Source organism: Fulvimarina uroteuthidis (genome assembly GCF_034321785.1).
In the GTDB taxonomy this organism is placed as follows: domain Bacteria; phylum Pseudomonadota; class Alphaproteobacteria; order Rhizobiales; family Rhizobiaceae; genus Fulvimarina; species Fulvimarina uroteuthidis.
On the sequence record NZ_JAXLPB010000002.1, the window covers coordinates 855515 to 873718 of the forward strand.

Annotated in this window: 7 protein-coding genes; 5 read left to right on the plus strand and 2 right to left on the minus strand. The window is 65.6% G+C overall.

The window, feature by feature from the left end; translation table 11 throughout:
- The first annotated feature begins 307 nt into the window (after positions 1–307).
- The 4 genes from U0C82_RS08835 to U0C82_RS08850 all read left to right on the plus strand — a co-directional run bounded on the left by U0C82_RS08835 (position 308) and on the right by U0C82_RS08850 (position 4881).
- Positions 308–985: a response regulator transcription factor gene (locus U0C82_RS08835; protein WP_322186887.1), complete on the plus strand. Its 678-nt coding sequence runs from the start codon at positions 308–310 to the stop codon at positions 983–985.
- Positions 982–2421: a sensor histidine kinase gene (locus U0C82_RS08840; RefSeq protein ID WP_322186700.1), complete on the plus strand. Its 1440-nt coding sequence runs from the start codon at positions 982–984 to the stop codon at positions 2419–2421. Before U0C82_RS08835 ends, U0C82_RS08840 begins: the two co-directional genes overlap by 4 nt.
- Before the next feature lie 385 nt (positions 2422–2806).
- Positions 2807–4444 (plus strand): sensor domain-containing protein, encoded by a 1638-nt coding sequence (locus U0C82_RS08845; protein ID WP_322186701.1) that lies wholly within the window; start codon positions 2807–2809, stop codon positions 4442–4444.
- Positions 4441–4881 carry a BLUF domain-containing protein gene (locus U0C82_RS08850; RefSeq protein ID WP_322186703.1) on the plus strand — a complete coding sequence of 147 codons (441 nt, stop codon included), beginning with the start codon at positions 4441–4443 and terminating at the stop codon, positions 4879–4881. The genes U0C82_RS08845 and U0C82_RS08850 overlap by 4 nt, the downstream gene beginning before the upstream one ends.
- Positions 4882–5151: 270 nt before the next feature.
- On the opposite strand, the gene U0C82_RS08855 is transcribed toward U0C82_RS08850, so the two are convergent.
- Together U0C82_RS08855 and U0C82_RS08860 are read right to left on the minus strand one after the other, a co-directional pair.
- Entirely contained in the window at positions 5152–6474 is a 1323-nt protein-coding gene (locus tag U0C82_RS08855; RefSeq protein ID WP_322186704.1) for an HlyD family type I secretion periplasmic adaptor subunit, read from the minus strand.
- Between the two features lie 160 nt (positions 6475–6634).
- Positions 6635–8419 (minus strand): type I secretion system permease/ATPase, encoded by a 1785-nt coding sequence (locus U0C82_RS08860; RefSeq protein WP_322186705.1) that lies wholly within the window; start codon positions 8417–8419, stop codon positions 6635–6637.
- A 191-nt stretch (positions 8420–8610) separates the two neighbouring features.
- On the opposite strand from U0C82_RS08860, the gene U0C82_RS08865 reads away from it, so the two are divergent.
- Positions 8611–18042, plus strand: coding sequence for an ExeM/NucH family extracellular endonuclease (locus tag U0C82_RS08865; RefSeq protein ID WP_322186706.1), 9432 nt, complete (start codon positions 8611–8613; stop codon positions 18040–18042).
- The last annotated feature ends 162 nt before the right edge of the window (positions 18043–18204 follow it).

The following is an 18204-nucleotide window of genomic DNA, read 5'->3' on the forward strand; positions in this document are numbered from 1 at the left end:
TCAAAAGCCGGATCCGGTAAGAGATCATCGCTCTGCGGCCGACGCCCACGCCGTGCTCGATCGCTGCGTCCACACTGCCGATCGCCTCGATCCCGGCGACGACCGCCCGCCGCGAACGCGCCTTCAGCCCCCGTCGGAAGATTGACCGAGCACGCTCCGGGTGACAGGAAAATCAGAGGCCGGCGCTGCTCGAAAGGGCGGGCGACATCATCCCGCAATCCGGGCGACCGCGTCGGAATACGCACGGTCCGTCGGCAGATGGAGAGCTTCTTGTCGACCGGCCGACGTAAGGTTATTGAGAGTGGTGATGCGAATTCTGGTCGTCGAGAATGATCGCTTGCTTTCCGAGGCCTTGGGGCGACGGCTTGCCGAGGCCGGGCATGCGGTCGACGTGTTCGCGACCGTCGCGGACGCCGAAGTGGCGTGGAAGATAGCGGCGTACGACCTCTGCATCGTGGATGTCATGCTCGACGATGGCGATGGGCGGGCGCTCGTCAGGTCCGCCCGTGCCGCCGGTCTTCGGACGCCGACATTGATGCTCACCGCGCGGGACGAGATCGGGGACCGGGTGACCGGACTGGATGCAGGGGCTCACGACTATCTCGTCAAGCCGTTTGCAACCGAAGAGCTGCTGGCACGACTGCGGGCGCTGCGACGACGCGCGCCGGAAATCACGGCGACCGAATTGCGGATAGGAAATCTTCTCTACGATCCCCATAGCGCCAGCCTGACGGTGGCTGATCGAGACGTAAGGCTGACGGCTCAGGAACATGCAGCCCTCGACAAGCTGATCCGTGCCGGCGACCGCGTGACTCCGAAGCGGATGCTGGGCGAGCATCTCTACGCGCTTCACCAGGAGTGGTCGGACAATGCGGTCGAGACGCTGGTTCATCGGCTTCGCAGGAAGCTTACGGACGCGGGGGCGACGGTCGAGCTCAAGGCGCTGCGGGGCCTTGGCTACATCCTGTGCGAAGCAGGACCATGAGACGGGCCTATCGCCTCGATGTAAGGCTCGCGGTCGTCGTGACCGTGATATCCGTGCTGACGCTCATCGGCGCGGGTACGATCCTCTCCATGGAGTTCACGCGCGGTCAATTCGCGATGGAAGAACGCGGACTGTCCACCCAGGTCGAGGACTGGGCAGGATTGCTTCGGTTCGATCCTGGCGGCACGGTGGTATTCGACCGCCCGGCCGAGCCGTCTTTGGAGATCGATCCATCTTATACCGGGCTCCTGTCGGGCACACGACCAGTCTACGGCTACACCGTCACGGATGCGGCAGGGACGGTGCTGGATCGCTCCGACGTCAACGCTCCGGCCGGGCGCCCTGGACTGGCGGACCCGGAACCCGTTCTTTCGATCGGACCGACGCTCGACGGCACCGGTCCGGTCCTGATCGCCGAACTGTTCGTGCCGGAGTTTGGGGTATGGCTGCGGCTGGCGCGATCGCGTTCGGATGTCACCGCTTTGACCAACACTTTCTTTGCCCAATCTCTGGAAGAGCTGGGGTGGGCGGCGCTGGCCATGCTCGTTGTCATGGTGCTCACCGCCGTGAGCATCGTTCGATTCAGCCTGTTGGGACTGCGGCGAGTGGCCGCGCAGGCCGAACGGATCACCTTCGACAATCTGGGCCATCAGCGGCTTTCCGGCTCCTCGGCACCTGCGGAGGTTCAGCCGTTGATCGCCGCCGTCAACCATGCCCTGGACGGCATAAGGGCCGGTGCCGTTGCGCAACGCGATTTCTCCATCCATGCCGCCCATGAGCTGAGGACGCCCCTGGCCGACCTGAAGCTACGGCTGGAAAGCCTTGCATCCGATCCGGACCGGGATGCCGCCATGCAGGACGTCGATGCGATGGCCCGTCTCATCGAGCAGCTGCTGCAAATCGCCAGGTTGGATGGCAGTACGGTCTTCTCGCTACAATCGCTGCACCTTGGCGAGACGGTTGCCCAGATTCTGCAGGAGGCGGCCCCGCGGCTTGTGTCCGATGGATGGTCGCTCGAGGCGGACGGCCTGGACGACCCTGTCCAGATCATCGGCGATGCGACACTGATCGCCCTCATCATGCGAAATCTCCTGGATAATGTGCGCAAGCACACATTGGCCGGCAGCACTGTGAGGGTCTCCATCTCCAGCGACGGAACGCTTCTATTCGCCGATACGGGTCCGGGCTTGCCAAGCGGGTTTCCCTGTTCGAGCTTTGCACGATTCGTCCGGGGGAATGACGATGCCCGTTCCGGAAGCGGGCTGGGACTTTCGATCTGTGAAACTGCCATGCGGCGCATGCATGGAACTTTCAGCCTCAAACCCACCGTAAGCGGCGCAGCATTTCGAATGGTTTTCAGGTTGGATCGACCGCCCTCGAATCGGACAGACATGTCGAACCCACAGGCCGTCGCATCCCGACCTCCGATAAGCTGAACGGGGCGTTTATGGGATCGAGCCGAACTTGCAGGTTCCAATCACTGCAAGAAACCGGCTCGCTCTTGAAGGACCACACCGTGCAACCATCATCAGCCGCCGATTGAACTGCGGCCAGACCGAAGCTTTTCGGTCTCGGGGGGGGGGGGGGGGGGGCGGCGTACCGGTCGGCACATCGTCACACAGGCTCTCGCGAGAGAATAGGACGTCACCATGCTCGCTCGCTCCGCCGGCACGGAAGGCGAGATGAAGACGAAGCGGCGGCGATGGCGCAAGGGCATGTCCGTTCGCATCGGTTGTCTCGCCCATGTGCTCCATCGTACTCATTATAATAACTTTTTTCTGCAACGGTTCGGTCCGAAGTCAGAGAGCCAAAGAGGCCGCTATGAATATCGTGACGCCTTTGGCGCCTGATCCAAATCCCCGACCGGCGGACGCTCCGAGCGCCGAGCGCATTCTTCAGAATCTATCGCATCCGGTGCTCGCGATCGATCGCGACGGGGACGTGACCTACGCCAATGCGGCGGCTGAGGCTTCGTTCGGCGGATGGATCATCGGGCTCAACATGCGCGATCTTTTCAGCGGTTTCGCTCTGGCGAGCACGGCGTGCGACCGCATCTCGTCGATGGTCTTGTCGACGAAGAAAGATCTCTCCTACGACGCCTCGCTGACCCCCCTGGGTGACGGCCTGTCCGTCATCGACTTTCGACCCTCCGCCAAGTCGCTTCATCCCGCCGTCGCGACGGATCTGGACGATCTGACCGGGCTTGCGAAACGCAACATGTTCATGTCGCACCTGACGGGCGCCCTCGCCAAGGGCGTCGACGCGGCCATTGCGGTGCACTGTCTCGACCTCGACCGCTTCAAGATGGTCAACGACACGCTGGGACACGGCATCGGCGACCTTCTTCTGAAGAAGGTCGCCGACCGCCTGACCGGCCTTTGCCGGAAAGGCGACATCGTTGCGCGCCTGGGCGGCGACGAGTTCATCGTCCTCCAGCACGGCGTCCGCACGCCCGCGGACGCGGAGAAACTCGCCGCCCGGATCGTCGACCTTGTCGGACGGACCTATGTTCTCAACGGTCACACCATCAATATCGGCGTCAGCGTCGGCGTCGCCTTGCAGGCCGGTCTCACCCAGGCTCGCGACGCCCTGCGCAACGGCGATCTGGCGCTCTACGAGGCCAAGCGTGCCGGTCGCGGCCGTTATCGGATGTTCGAGCCGGGGATGGACGAGCTTCTTCATCGGCGACGGGAAATGGAGATCGATCTCAGACGCGCGCTCGCCCTCAAGCAGTTCGAGGTGCACTACCAGCCCTTCCTCGATCTTGCGAGCGACACTTGCATCGGGTTCGAGGCGCTCCTGCGCTGGAAGCATCCGGTCAAGGGCAATATTCCGCCCCTCGACTTCATCTCGCTCGCCGAAGAGAACGGTCTCATCGTGAAGATCGGCGAATGGGTGCTTCGAACCGCCTGCAAGGAGGCCGCCTCCTGGCCGGGCGATCTGATCGTTGCGGTCAACGTCTCGCCGCTTCAGTTCAAGGCCGACACGCTTCTCGAAACGGTCGCGTCCGCACTGGAAAAGGCCGGCTTGCCGGCCCATCGGCTGGAGATCGAGATCACGGAAGGTGCTCTCCTCGACGACACGGACAATGTGCTCGATACGCTGGCCGCCCTGCGCGATCTCGGCGTGAAGATATCCATGGACGATTTCGGCACGGGCTATTCATCGCTGAGCTACCTGCAGAAGTTTCCGTTCAGCAAGATCAAGATCGACCGCTCCTTCGTTGCCAACGCGAACGCCGACAGCGAGGCGATCCTGCGGGCCGTGGCGGGGCTGGGGACGAGCCTTGGCATGGCCATCACGGCCGAAGGGGTCGAAACCCTCGAACAACTCGCCCGCATTCGCGGCGAGCGCTGCACCCATGTCCAAGGCTACCTGACAGGCCGCCCGATGGCACCGGATCAGATTGCGACCTTCCTGGCGCAGTCGAACCGCGAATGGAAAGGAGAACCCGAATGACCGAGACCCTGCACCGGCTCGTCTATTACAGCCGCAATCACACGTCCGGCGAGGACGCTGTGTTCTCCGCCCATATCGACGACATTCTGGCCAAGAGCCGAATCAACAACACGCGCGACCAGATCACCGGGGCACTCCTGTTCAATGCCGGCTGTTTCGCGCAGGTCCTCGAGGGCCCGCTGCCGAATATCGAAGCGGCTTTCGAACGCATTCAGCAGGATGACCGGCACGGCGACGTCTCGCTGCTTGCGCTCGATCCGATCGACACCCGCAGCTTTCCGAACTGGGCAATGGGGTTCGTCGGGACGTCGAGCGTCGATGCCGAACGTTTCGCCGATATCGGATCGTCCAGCGGCTTCGATCCGTCCCGCCTCAGCGGAGATCAGATCTATACGCTGCTCCGCAACCTGACGATCGAAGAAGAGGCGGACGCCTAGACGAGGGCATCGTGCGTCCGTTCAGACGCACGATGCTCCGGCGATCGCTGTGATCTCACCCTTCGCGCTTTCCGAAGATCGATTCGGCCTTTTTCGGGGCGATGCTCTCGGGCAGGGTTTTCGAGACCGCATCCTGTGCGTCGCCGGCGATGACGGATCGCCTGCCTCATATTGCGACGCGTGCGAGGATCGCGGGGAACGCGCGCCATGTCTCCGCGCCGACCGAAATCCGACATCTGCGACATGCCGTCGGCGGATGCCTATGTGCCCTCATTCCTCGCGGAAGGCGCGTTCGAAGCTGTCCTCGATCGGCTTCACCAGATATTCGACGAAGGTCCGTTCCTCGGTGGAGATGAAGACCTCCACGGGCATGCCGGGATAGATATCGTCGACATCGAAATTGGCCGGCAGGGCGTCGTCGAGCCCGAGGCGTGCGGTGTAGTAGGGCTGCTCGCTCTGTGCATCGGTCAGCCGATCGGCGGAGATGTAGGCGACGTGCGCATCGACCGTCGGCGTCCGGCGGGCGTTGAGGGCGCTGAAGCGCAGACGCGCGCCCTGGCCGACGAAAAGCGCGTCGATATCCTGTGGCAGGATCTTCGCATCGACGATGAGTTCGTCGACGGTCGGCAGGAGTTCGAGTATCGGCTTCGCCGGCTCGACCACGCCGCCGACGGCGTTGATCGCCATGCGCACGACGATCCCGTCCGCGGGTGCGCGGATGACGGTTCGGGACAGGACATCGAGCGCCTCGTCCAGCTGCTCCGACCGGTCGGCCCGTTCGACCCGCACCGCGTTGAGCTCGGCGAGCGCGGTCTCGATGCGCTTGGTGTCCAGCTTCTCGATCTGCTCGCGCGCTTCGGCCGCCTGCATGCGGGAGGCAAGAAGGCTGGATTCGAGCTGGCCGAGCTGGCCGACGAGATCGGCTTCGCTGCGGATCAGGGCGGAATATTCGGTGCGGTTGGTCAGCCCCTGCGCCAGAAGCTGCTGCTTGCGGGCCGCTTCGTCGCGGATGACGGACAGCTGGGACTGGATCGCCTGCTTCTGGGCGCCGAGGCCCTGCATCTGCTCGTGCAACGCGGCAAGGCGCTGCTTCAGGATGAACCGTTCCTGGCGATGGCGCGCGAGGCGCGCGTCGAACTCCTTGCGCTGCTCCGCGAGAATTGCGCCCAGCCCTTCCGCCTTCGCGGTTTCGACCAGCTCCGGCGCGAAGTCGAGGCGCTCCCCATTGTCGCGTTCGACGCCGAGACGCGCAGCCTTCGCGTCGAGGCCCACCAGCTGGGTCTGGAGCCGGTTGCGCCGGGCGGTCGCGGGTGTGGCGTCGAGACGCAAGAGCGGCTCGCCCTTGGCGACCCGTTCGCCTTCCGCGACCATGATCTCGGCGACGATACCGCCTTCCAGATGCTGGATGTTCTGGTTCTGGCCCGCAGCGGCAATGACGCCGGTCGCAAGCACCGCGCCGGAGATCGGCGCGATCCCGGCCCATGCCCCGAAGGCGGCCACGAAGACGCCGCAGAAGGCAAGGCCCGCGACGGTGATGCCGGCAAGCCCGCTCCTGACGTTTTGCAGACGGTAGGTCTCGTTGGGGCGTGTCATCGAAGGGTGGCTCTTCATCTTTGTGTCTGTCGAAACGTTCAACGTGCCGCCGGCCGAACGAACGGCCGTGCGGACCGGGTCTGCCGCGGCGACGGTCTCGCACGCCGCGCCGGCTGCCGATCGACGCGCGACGACCGACCGTTTCGGGGGTCGGCCGAAATCATGCGCGGACGGCGGTGGCGAACGGTCCGATCGTCGGATCCCCCGAGGCCGGACCCTGCGCTGGACCTGGCTGTGCGGGGCTCGCAATATCCGGCCTGCGACGGTTGGCTTTCAACCGCTCGGCGCGCCGGGCGATGACCGCTTCGCGGGCTCCGAAATCCTCCACCTGGCCATTGTCGAGAAGAAGCACCTTGTCCGCCCTCTCGACGATCGTGCGCCGCTGGGTGACGAGGACGACCGAGACCTTGTTGGCCTTGGCGGCGAGGATGGCCTGATCGAGGGCGGCCTCGCCCTCCGTGTCGAGACTGGCGTTCGGCTCGTCGAGGACGAGGATGGTCGGCATGCGGAAGAACGCGCGCGCCAGTGCGACCCGCTGGCGCTGACCGCCCGACAGGGCGAGGCCGCCCGGTCCGATCCGCGTGTCGTAGCCTTGCGGCAGACGGCGGATGAGATCGTGGACGCCGGCCATCTGGGCCGCCTCGATCACGGCCCGATCGTCCGCTTCCGGATCGAAGCGGGCGATGTTCTGGGCGACCGTTCCTGGAAAGAGTTCCACATCCTGGCCGAGATAGCCGATGCGCTCGCCAAGGGCTTGCGCGCGCCAGTGTTCGATCTCCGACCCGTCGATGCGCACGGTGCCCGAATGCGGCCTGATCGTCCCGACAAGGGCCCGCATCAGGGTCGATTTGCCGGCGCCGGAGGGTCCGAGAACCACGGTGCATTCCCCGGGCAGGACATTGAACGAGACGTTTTTGAGCAGCGGCTCGTCTCCGGGTCCCGCGTTCGGGGCGAAGACGAGGAGGTTGGTCACCCCGATGCGGCCCTGCGCGGCGGGCAGCTCCGTCTTGTCGCGTTCGTCCGTCACCGTCGACAGGGCTTCGAGAAGCCGCTTGCGGGCCTTCGAGGTTTCCACGAAACCCCGCCATCCGCCGATCACCTGGTCGATCGGCTGCAGCGCCCGGCCGGAGATCAGCGAGGCGGCGAAGATCATGCCGGCGGTCATCTCGCCTTCCAGCACGAGGTAGCCGCCATAGCCCAGGATTGCGATCTGAAGGCCCATGCGCACGGTCTTCGAGAGGCCGGCGAACCAGGCGTTGACGCTCGCGGCCCGCGCCTGCGCATCGAGCGCCCGGCACTCCGAGGCGCCCCATCTCGAAATGGCGTTCTCGATCATGCCCATCGCCTTGAGGCTCTCATAGCCGCGCACGAATGACTGGGCGGTTCCCGTCGCCTCGATCGAAGCGGCAGAGGCACGCGTCGCAGGCCTGGCCGAGGCGAACTGGTTGGACAGCGCGATGACGGCGAGAACGGCGGCGCCGGCCAGCGTCAGCCAGAAGATGTCCGGGTGGATCAGATAGAGGATCGCGATGAAGAAGGGCGCGAACGGCAGGTCGAACAGCGCGAGAAGAAGCTTGTTGGAAACGAAGTTGCGGATCGCCTCGAGATCGCGCATGGGCTGGACGTCGCCCTCCCGCGCTCTCGGGCCGTGCATGGCCGCCAGAAGCGCCTGCGGGCCCAGCCTCTCGTCGAGGCGCGCGGCGATCCGGGACGAGAGAAGACCGCGAACCGCATCCATCAGGCCGAGAAGCACGAGGGCCGCCACGGCGATCAGCGAGATGTAGATCAGCGTGTCGAACGAGGCCGAGGCCAGCACCCGGTCGTAGATCTGCAGCATGTAGAGGGGCTGCACCAACAGGAGCACATTGATCGCCAGCGAGAAGACCGCGAGGACCGGCAGCGAGCCGTAGAGCCCGGCACGGGCGATGATGCTGTTGGAAGACATGTAAAACTCGTCGATCGCAAGGAAGCGTTTCGCCTGCCAAAACGCCGGCAGGGAAGGTTCCTCTAGCCGTTCCGAATGACAGGCGTGTAACACGATTCACAAGTTAATTTTGTCTTAACGCTTCATCGAACTGTTGCACAGCGACCCTAGGAAATGCCGTGTTTTGGTCTGGCAGGGCGGGTTGCGTTCCCATGAATTTCTTCATCAACGAATTCCACTACGACAATGACGGTGCGGACGTCGGCGAGTTCGTCGAGGTGGCGGGGCCGGCCGATGCCGATCTCGATGGCTTCAGTCTCGTCCTCTACAACGGAAGCAACGGCGCCAGCTATGCGCGCATCGCGCTTCAGGAGGCGCTGAGCACGGTCTCGGACGGTGTGCGCTTCATCACCGTCGACACAGTCGGAATGCAGAACGGCGGCCCGGACGGAATGGCGCTCGTCGGACCTCAGGGTGTCGTCGAATTCCTGAGCTATGAGGGCGCGTTCACCGCGGCCGACGGTCCGGCGAAGGGAATGACGAGCATCGATGTGGGCGTTGCGGAGGGCGGCGGCACGCCGGCCGGCCATTCGCTGCAGCGCACCGGCGATGGCTCCGGCGCGTCCGATTTCGCATGGGCGGGTCCGCAGGGGGAGACGCGCGGCACGGTCAACGAAGGCCAGACCATCACGTTCGACGCGGATGCCGGCACCGACGGCGGCACGGTCCTTGCCTCGCAACGGTCCGCGTCCATCAAGTTGGACGGGGCCGAGATCGTCGCCTACGATGCGGGAACCCGCCGCTTCTTCGTCACCTCCGATTCCGGTCTCCAGATCGTCGACGGGTCCGATCCGTTCGACGACAAGCCCGACGATGGCGTTGCCGGCCTGACCCTCGTGGCGACGATCGATCCGGCGACGCTGATCGATTCGGCGACCGGCCAGGTCTTCGACAGCGCGGCCTTCACGTCGGTCGCCGTCGCGAACGGCCTCGTCGTCGCGGCGCTGCCGGCGGCCGACATGACGGGCGACGGCTCGGTGCTGTTCTTCGATGCCGCGACCGGCGACTATCGCGGCTCGGTCAAGGTCGGGCCCCTGCCTGACAGTCTCGCGATCTCGGCGAACGGAGCCTATGTCGTCGTTGCCAACGAGGGTCAGTCCTCGGGCAAGGACAACGAGCCGGACGCGGCGGTCAATCCGAACGGGTCGGTCTCGATCATCGCGATCGATGCCTCCGATCCGGCGGCCTCGACGGTGTCGACCTACGACTTCTCCGACGCGTCCATCACCGCCGATGCGCTGCGGGCGCTCGGCGCGCGGGTCAACGACAATGCACCGTCCGTCGCGGCCGACATCGAGCCGGAATATGTGGCGATCGAAGGCAATCGCGCGGTCATCACCTTGCAGGAGAACAACGCCGTCGCGATCATCGAGGACATCGCGACCTTCAGCGGTTTCACGATCGGCGACATTCAGGGCCTCGGCTTCAAGAACCATTCCCTCCCGGAAAACGCGCTCGATCCGAGCGACCGCGACGGTGCGATCGATCTCCGCCCCGCCAATGTGAACGGCATCTTCATGCCGGATGGCGTTGCGACCTACACCGTCGACGGACGCACCTATATGGTGCTCGCCAACGAGGGCGACGACCGGGACGTGGATGCGGCGCGGGTCAAGGATCTGGCCCTCGATGCCCGCGCCTTTCCCAACGCGGACGCCCTGAAGGCGGATGGCGCGCTGGGCCGGCTGATCGTCTCCGCCATCGACGGCGACAGGAACGGGGACGGGGTCTACGAGGCCCTGTTCTCGCTCGGCGGCCGCTCCTTCTCGATCCGCGACGAGGACGGCGATCTCGTCTTCGATTCCGGCGACATGCTGGACCGGATCGCGGCCGAGCTCGGGCTCTACGACGATGGCCGCTCGGACAATAAGGGCGTCGAGCCGGAAGCCGTCGAAATCGGCATGATTGACGGCAAGGCCTACGCCTTCGTCGGCCTCGAACGCGCCGATGCGACGTTCGCCTTCGACATTTCCGACCCCAGGGCGGCGACCTATGTCGGCGCCTTCATCACCGAGGGCGACGATGCGCCGGAGGGCCTCAAGTTCATTTCGGCATCCGAGAGCGGCACCGCGTCCAACCTTCTGGTCGTCGCCAATGAGGGGTCGAACACGCTGACCGTTCACGATCTCGGCGGATCGGCAGGCGAGGAGCCCCGGCCCCAGCCCGGGAACACGCTGATCTCGACCATTCAAGGTACGGCCGACACCCAGAAAGACGACGGGTTCGGCAACGCCGCCGGCAGTCCGCTGCGCGGGAAGAGCGTCACGGTCGAGGCGATCGTCGTCGGCGACTTCCAGAACGGCGATGGGGACGAGGGCCGCAACCTGCGCGGTTTCTACATTCAGGAAGAGGACGCCGACGCCGACGGCGATGCGAGATCGTCCGAAGGCCTGTTCGTCTTCGAAGGCACCGGAAGCTTCCTGACGGACGTCGCCATCGGCGACAAGGTCAGGATCACCGGAACGGTCTCCGAGTTCTTCGGCGAAACCCAGCTCGACGTCACGAACGGCGGCGTCGTCGAGATCGTGTCCTCGAACAATCCGTTGCCGGGCGCCGCGCTCGTCCAGTTGCCGAGCGCGGCCACGACCCGCTCCCAGAACGGCGACGTCCAGCCGGATCTCGAGGCCTTCGAGGGCATGCGGGTCACCATCGAAGAGACGCTGACGATCACCGAACAGTTCCAGCTCGACCGTTTCAACGAGATCAAGCTGTTCGATGCGAACGGTTTCGAGCAGGCGGGACCGGGCGGCACCACGCTCACCGGCGGTCGCCCCTACCAGTACACCCAGCACAATGATCCCGACGCCGAAGGGAACGCGGCCTATCTGGACCGGGTCGGGTCGCGCACGATCACCTACGATGATGGCCTCAACGTTCAGAACGCCCCGATCACGAACCTTCAGGGTTTCGGAGCCTATTCGGCCGAAACCGCGCCCCGCATGGGCGACACCACGACCGGCCTTTCCGGCATTCTCGACTACAAGTTCGCGGGCAATGCGGCTTCGGGCGCGACCTGGCGCATCCGGGCGACGGAGGCGGACGACAACAGCTTCGATCGCGCCAATCCGAGGCCGGCCGAAATGCTTTCGCCGAGCGGCAATCTGAAGGTCGCCGCCTTCAACGTCCTCAACTTCTTCACGACGCTCGACCAGTTCCCGGACACGGGCGGCGACGATGTCGGGCCGGACCGGAATCTGGAGCCGCGCGGTGCCGATATCGCGCCGCAAGGCGCGGTCGGCGGTGTCGGCCCGACGGCCGAATATGACCGTCAGCTCGAAAAGCTGGTCGAGGCGATCGCCGGCCTCGATGCCGACATTGTCAGCCTGATCGAGATCGAGAACGATTTCCTGCCGGGCGGGCGCGCTCCCGGCGATCAGAGCGCGCAGGCTCCGCGCCCGATCGCCATTGAGGCGCTGGTCGAGGCTCTCAACGCGCGAGGCGATACCTATGCCTTCGTCGATCCGGGCCAGGAGTTCGTCGGCGGCGATGCGATCGCCGTCGGCATGATCTACCGCACCGACAAGGCCAAGATCGCCGAGGGCACGGCGCCTGCGATCCTGACCGACGAACAGGTCGACCCGTCCATTCTCGATCGCTCGACGGTCGACAACAATGGCGGCGCGCCGGGGGGCAGCGTCTTCAACGGGCCGAGCACGAACCGTTCGCCGCTCGCCGTCACCTTCGAGGAACTGGACGCCGATGGCGGACTGCTGACCGTCGTTGCCAACCACTTCAAATCCAAGGGCGGTTCCGGGCAGGGCGCCGACGCCGACCTTGGCGACGGCGCAGGCAATTTCAACAATATGCGCCTTCTCGCCGCCGAGGCGCTGGATGGCTGGCTGAAGAGCGATCCGACCGGTTCGGCCACGAAGAACATCATGCTCATGGGCGACTTCAACGCCTACGCGTCGGAAGACCCGATCGACTATCTCACGACGGAAGCGGGATTCGTCGACGTGGCGAGAGCGCTTCTCAATACGGCCTATTCCTTCGTCTTCGACGGGCTGATCGGCACGCTCGACTACGCCTTCGCCTCGATGGATCTCTTCAAGCAGATCGTCTCGGCGATCGAGTGGCACATCAACGCCGACGAGGCGGACGCCCTCGACTACAATCTGGAGTTCGGGCGCGATCCGGAGCTCTTCGACGCAACCAACCCCTACCGATCGTCGGACCACGACCCGATCCTCGTGGGTCTTAACGTAAGCAGTGAGGACGACATGCCGAATCGCGACAACCAGATCAGTGCGGCCGAATTCCTGGGGTCTACGACGATCCCCAACGGCACCCTCGTCGACGGGCTGCTGCTCGGCGGTCTGTCGGGCATCACCCGGCTGGCCGACGGCACCTATGTCGCGATCTCCGATGCCAGGGACGCGCTTCCCCGCTTCTACAGCCTCGACATCGATCTGGGGGCCGACGGGCGTCTGGGAGACGGCGACATCACGGTGACGGGCGTCACGCAGTTGCGCGCCGAGGACGGCGCACCGGTCGGACCGAGCGATCCGGAAGCGATCGTCTCGACCCGCGACGACGTCTTCTACATCAGCTCCGAGGGATCCGACGCGCCGCCCTCGATCCGCAAATTCTCCAGCGACGGGGTGCAGATCGGTGCGCTGGAACTGCCCGATTTCCTGACCGGCGCCACGCAGGGAACCGGCGTCTCCTTCAACCGGGGCATCGAGAGCCTTGCGCTGACACCCAATGGCAAGTCCCTGTTCGCCGGTACGGAACATCCCCTTCGGCAGGATGCCGGACAGGGCACGGATGAAGGGTTCCCCACCCGCATCCTGGAGTTCGATACCGTTTCGGGTGAATTGGCGCGTCAGTTCGTCTATCGCATCGACGGTTTCGGAAGCGATAAAATGGCGACCGACAACGGCCTCGTCGAACTGGCGACGCTCGACGACACCCATCTCCTGGCGATGGAGCGCATCTTCGTTTCGGGCAAGGGCAATTCGATCAGGATCTACGAGGTCGATCTGAGCGGCGCCACCGATCTTGGCGGGACGGCCAGCCTCTCGGACGCGGATATGACGATCGTCGCGGCGCAGAAGACGCTGATCGCCAATATCGGTTTCCTGCCGGATCACGTGAACGCCGACGGCATCTATCTCGACACGGTCAGCCCCGACAATCTGGAAGGAATGGTGCTGGGGGCGCGGCTCGACGATGGCAGGCAGACCCTTCTGCTCGTCTCCGACAACAATTTCCGTTCCGACAGCCGGCAGATCACCAATTTCGAGGCGCTGACCCTGACGATCGAGGACGTCCATACGCCGGAGATGACGGGGCTCGGCGATGCTGCGCGCTTCCTCACCGGCAAGGGGGCGATCGTTCTGGACGGCGATGTGGACCTGTTCGACATCGAGCTCGATCGGGCCAATGCCGGCCATGGCGACTATCGCGGCGCGAGCCTGACGATCGCACGCGAGGGCGGGGCCGACGCGTCCGACCTCTTCGGCGCGAGCGGAAAGCTGGGCGATCTCGTTGCCGGCGAGGCGCTCGTCTATGATGGCCGGTCGATCGGCACGGTCGTCGGCAATGGCGGGGGCACCCTTTCGCTTGCCTTCAATGGCGAAGCCAGCGGCAAGGCTGTCGACGCCGCGGTGCGGGCCATCACCTACGAGAATTCCTCGGTCACCCCCGAAACATCGGTCTCGCTGCAATACAGCTTCAACGACGGGACCCGCGCGGTCGCCGCGACGAAGCAGGTCGAGATCGCGGCGCAGAAGCCCTACACGCTGGAGCTGCTGCACTTCTCGGACCAGGAAGCCCTGTCGGGCGCGATCGAGGCGGCGCCGAACCTTTCGGCCGTTCTCAACGCGCTGCGGGCCCAGGATCTCGGCAATGACGGGCTGGAGGACAACACGCTGACCCTGTCCTCCGGCGATCTCTTCATTCCCGGCGTGTTCGCGACCGCTTCGGAAGCCCTCTACGGCGCCCGCGGCCTCGCCTCGATCCAGATCCAGAACGAACTCGGCGTCCAGGCGAGCGCGCTCGGCAATCATGATTTCGATTTCGGGCCGGCGGCCCTCGCCGCCCTGATCGACGGCTCGGCCGGAGGCACCATTCTCGGACAGGACTTCGCCGGGACGCGCTTCCCCTACCTGTCGAGCAATCTCGATTTCTCGACGCAGGAGAATCTGGCTCCGCTCGAAATCCCCGGCGGCCAAGCTCCGCAAGCCGGCGTCGTCACCTCTTCCACCATCATCGAGGTCGGCGGCGAGAAGATCGGCGTCGTCGGCGCGACCACGCCGACGAATGCCCGCATCACATCGACGGGATCGCTCGAGATCCTGCCGCTCGAATTCGACGACACGCCCACCGATGCGCAGCTCGACGCACTCGCCGCCGTCATCCAGGCCGAGGTGGACAGGATCCTCGAAGCCAATCCGGACATGAACAAGGTGATCCTGTCCTCGCACATGCAGCGCCTGAGCATCGAGGAGGCGCTCGCGACGCGCCTATCCGGCGTCGACATCATCATCGCCGGCGGTTCCAACACGCGCCTGTTCGACGATGACGACCGTCCACGGGACGGTGACGGCAAGCAGGGCCAGTACCCGATCTTCGAGACCGGGGCCGACGGGAACACGGTCGCGATCGTCAACACGGACGGCTCCTACAAATATGTCGGGCGTCTCGCGATCGATTTCGACGCGGACGGCCACATCATCGCCAATTCCTACGATGCGGCGGTCTCCGGGGCCTACGCGACCGATGCGGCAGGTGTCGCGGCGCTGAACGCCGGCTCTCTGGTGGATCCGGAAATCGCCCGGATCGCATCCGAGATCGAGCAGCAGGTCGTCAAGACCGAGGGCAATGTCTTCGGCGTTTCGGACGTCTTCCTGAACGGCAACCGGTCCGGCCAGGGCACGGCGAGCGATCCGGACGGGGTGAGGACCCAGGCGACCAATCTCGGCAATCTGACCGCCGACGCCAATCTCGCTTACGCCAACCGGGCCGCGCAGGCGCTCGGCGAGGACGAGCCGGTTCTCGTCTCCATCAAGAACGGCGGCGGCATCCGCGCGTCGATCGGCGAGACCACCGTGCCGGCCGGTGCGACCGAAGCCGTCCGGCTGCCGAACGGCGCGATCGTCGACGGCGCGGGCAATGTCGTGAAGCCTGAAGGCGGCATCTCGCAGAACGATATCGCCTCGGCTCTCGCCTTCAACAATTCGCTGAGCCTTGTCACCTTGACCCGCGCGCAGCTCGTCGAGGTCCTCGAATACGGCGTCGGCGGGCTTCCGAGCGCTGCGGGACGCTTCGCGCAGCTGTCCGGCATCGAACTCTCCTTCGATCCCGCGCTTGCGCCCGGCAGCCGCATCCAGAACGCGGCGATCGTCGACGCGAACGGCGAGGCGCTGTTCAACCTCGTGGTCGACGGCGAGATCGCCGGCGATCCGAACCAGACCTTCCGCGTCGTGACGCTCGGCTTCCTCGCGGGCGGCGGCGACGGCTATCCGTTCCCGCAGGGCGAGGGCGTGAACCGCGTCGATCTCAACGATCTCGACGGCGACGGGCAGGATGACGGCCTCGTGTCCGGCGAGGCGGTCTTCGCCAACGACGGAACCGAGCAGGACGCGTTCGCCGAATATCTCTTCGCCAATTACAGCGGCGACATCGATCGCGACGGCGATGGCGTCGTCGACGGCAATGGCAGGATCTACTCGGACGACGATACCGGTCCGCTCGAGGATGTCCGCATCCAGAATCTCCGGTTCCGCGGTGATGAGGTGTCGCTTGTCGAGGCATCGGGCGCGAACACCGGAACCGCTGACGACGACACCCTGGTCGGAACCGATGGCGACAACCGGATCGAAGGCCTCGAAGGCGACGATCGCATCGAAGGTCGCGGCGGCGACGACGCCCTGTTCGGCGGCGATGGCGACGACATACTCCTCGGCGGCGCGGGGGCCGATGCCATCGACGGCGGCGCCGTCGACGACATGATCCGCGGCGGCGACGGCGACGACCGCCTTCTCGGTGCGGCCGGCAACGACCTCCTCTTCGGCGATGCCGGCAACGACGAGATCGACGGCGGTGACGGCGACGATCGCATGGATGGCGGCGATGGCGACGATCGCCTGACCGGCGGGGCCGGCCGCGACGAGATTCGCGGCGGCGCCGGCAAGGACCGGATCGACGTGCGCGACGAGGTCCCGACGGCCGACTTCGTCGATGCGGGCGATGGCGACGACGTGGTCACCGGTGGGCCGCTCGACCAGCTCTATGGCGGCGCCGGCGACGACCGCGCGATCGTCGACTTCTCGCGCGGCTCCACCGGCACGCCGGTGGTCATCCTCAACAACGGCGCCGGCACGTTGAAGGCGAACGACGGCACGCTGATCGCCGGCTTCGAGACGGTCGATCTCACGCTCACCGCCGGCGACGACCGGATCTCGACCGGTGACGTGAAGGCGGTGATCGATGCCGGCGACGGCAACGATGTCCTCATCACCGGTTCCGCCGCAGATCTCGTCGACGGCGGTCTCGGCGACGACCGCATCGCGGCAGGTCGCGGCGATGACACGGTCCGCGGCGGCGCCGGCAACGATCTGATCTTCGGCAACGAGGGCAATGACGTCCTCTTCGGCGACGCGGGCAACGACCGTCTGTTCGGTGGCGCGGGCAACGACATCCTGACCGGAGGCCCGGGCGACGACTTGATCGACGGCGGCGCGGGCGACGATATCGCGACCTTCGGCGGCCGAGCGATCGATCACGCCTTCGCCCGCAAGGACGACGGTACGATCACCGTCGGCGATCTCGAAGGCTCGGGCGGCACCGATGGTCTGACCGGAGTGGAGACGCTGCGCTTCGGCGAGGTCGACTATCTGATCGGGTCGAAAGGCTCGAACGGAAACGACATCCTGTTCGGCACCAGCGGGGATGACGATCAGTCCGGCGGACGGGGCGACGACATTCTGGTCGGCGGCGACGGCGACGATCGCCTCCTCGGCGGTTCGGGCGACGACATCCTCTTCGGCGACGGGGGCGACGACACGCTCGATGGGGGGTCCGGCAACGATGTCCTCTTCGCGGGCACGGGCAGCAATGGGTTGCGCGGCGGCTCCGGCGACGACCGGCTGGTTGGCGGCATCGGCGACGACCGGTTCACCGGCGGCTCGGGCGACGACCGGATCGAACTGGGTGGCGGCAGCGACGTCGTCGATGCCGGCAGCGGCACCGATGTCGTCGTCCTCGCCGGCAGCGCCGCCGACTACAGCGGCACGCGCGGCTTCGGCCGGTTCGAGCTGACGAGCGAGGGGCAAAGCGTCGAACTGCGCAGCGTCGAACGCCTCGTCTTCGACGATCGCGAGGTCGATCTGACCGATGGCGGGGCTGCGTTCGACAGCCTGTTCGTTCCGATGGGAAGCGGCGAGAATGGCGGGACCAATGGCAATGGCAATGGCAATGGCGGAAACGCATTCCCGTGGACCTTCCCGGGTTCCGACATGTTCGATGCGTCCTTCGAGGCTTCGGCCGACGATCTGTTCGCCTTCGCCAGCGCCGATTTCGCCCTGAATGCTTCGAACGAGGGCCTGCTTCAGCAGGACCCCTACGACTTCAACGCCTGAGCGGCCTTGCGGGAATGAAGCCGGACCGCCGCACGAGGGTGCGGCGGTCTTTCCGCGCCGAGCCGGTGACGATCGCGACAGGCCCGCTCGCGCCTGGCATCCCGGTCAGGCGAGCCGCAAATCTCGGCTCTCGTCTCGAAGGCTCCGTCGGGCGCGGCATTC

What these genes read in the sequence shown, in the direction of transcription:
- U0C82_RS08835 (WP_322186887.1), top strand. Translation starts at nt 308, where the DNA reads ATGCGAATTCTGGTCGTCGAGAATGATCGCTTGCTTTCCGAGGCCTTG.
- U0C82_RS08840 (WP_322186700.1), top strand. Translation starts at nt 982, where the DNA reads ATGAGACGGGCCTATCGCCTCGATGTAAGGCTCGCGGTCGTCGTGACC.
- U0C82_RS08845 (WP_322186701.1), top strand. Translation starts at nt 2,807, where the DNA reads ATGAATATCGTGACGCCTTTGGCGCCTGATCCAAATCCCCGACCGGCG.
- U0C82_RS08850 (WP_322186703.1), top strand. Translation starts at nt 4,441, where the DNA reads ATGACCGAGACCCTGCACCGGCTCGTCTATTACAGCCGCAATCACACG.
- U0C82_RS08855 (WP_322186704.1), bottom strand. Translation starts at nt 6,474, where the DNA reads ATGACACGCCCCAACGAGACCTACCGTCTGCAAAACGTCAGGAGCGGG.
- U0C82_RS08860 (WP_322186705.1), bottom strand. Translation starts at nt 8,419, where the DNA reads ATGTCTTCCAACAGCATCATCGCCCGTGCCGGGCTCTACGGCTCGCTG.
- U0C82_RS08865 (WP_322186706.1), top strand. Translation starts at nt 8,611, where the DNA reads ATGAATTTCTTCATCAACGAATTCCACTACGACAATGACGGTGCGGAC.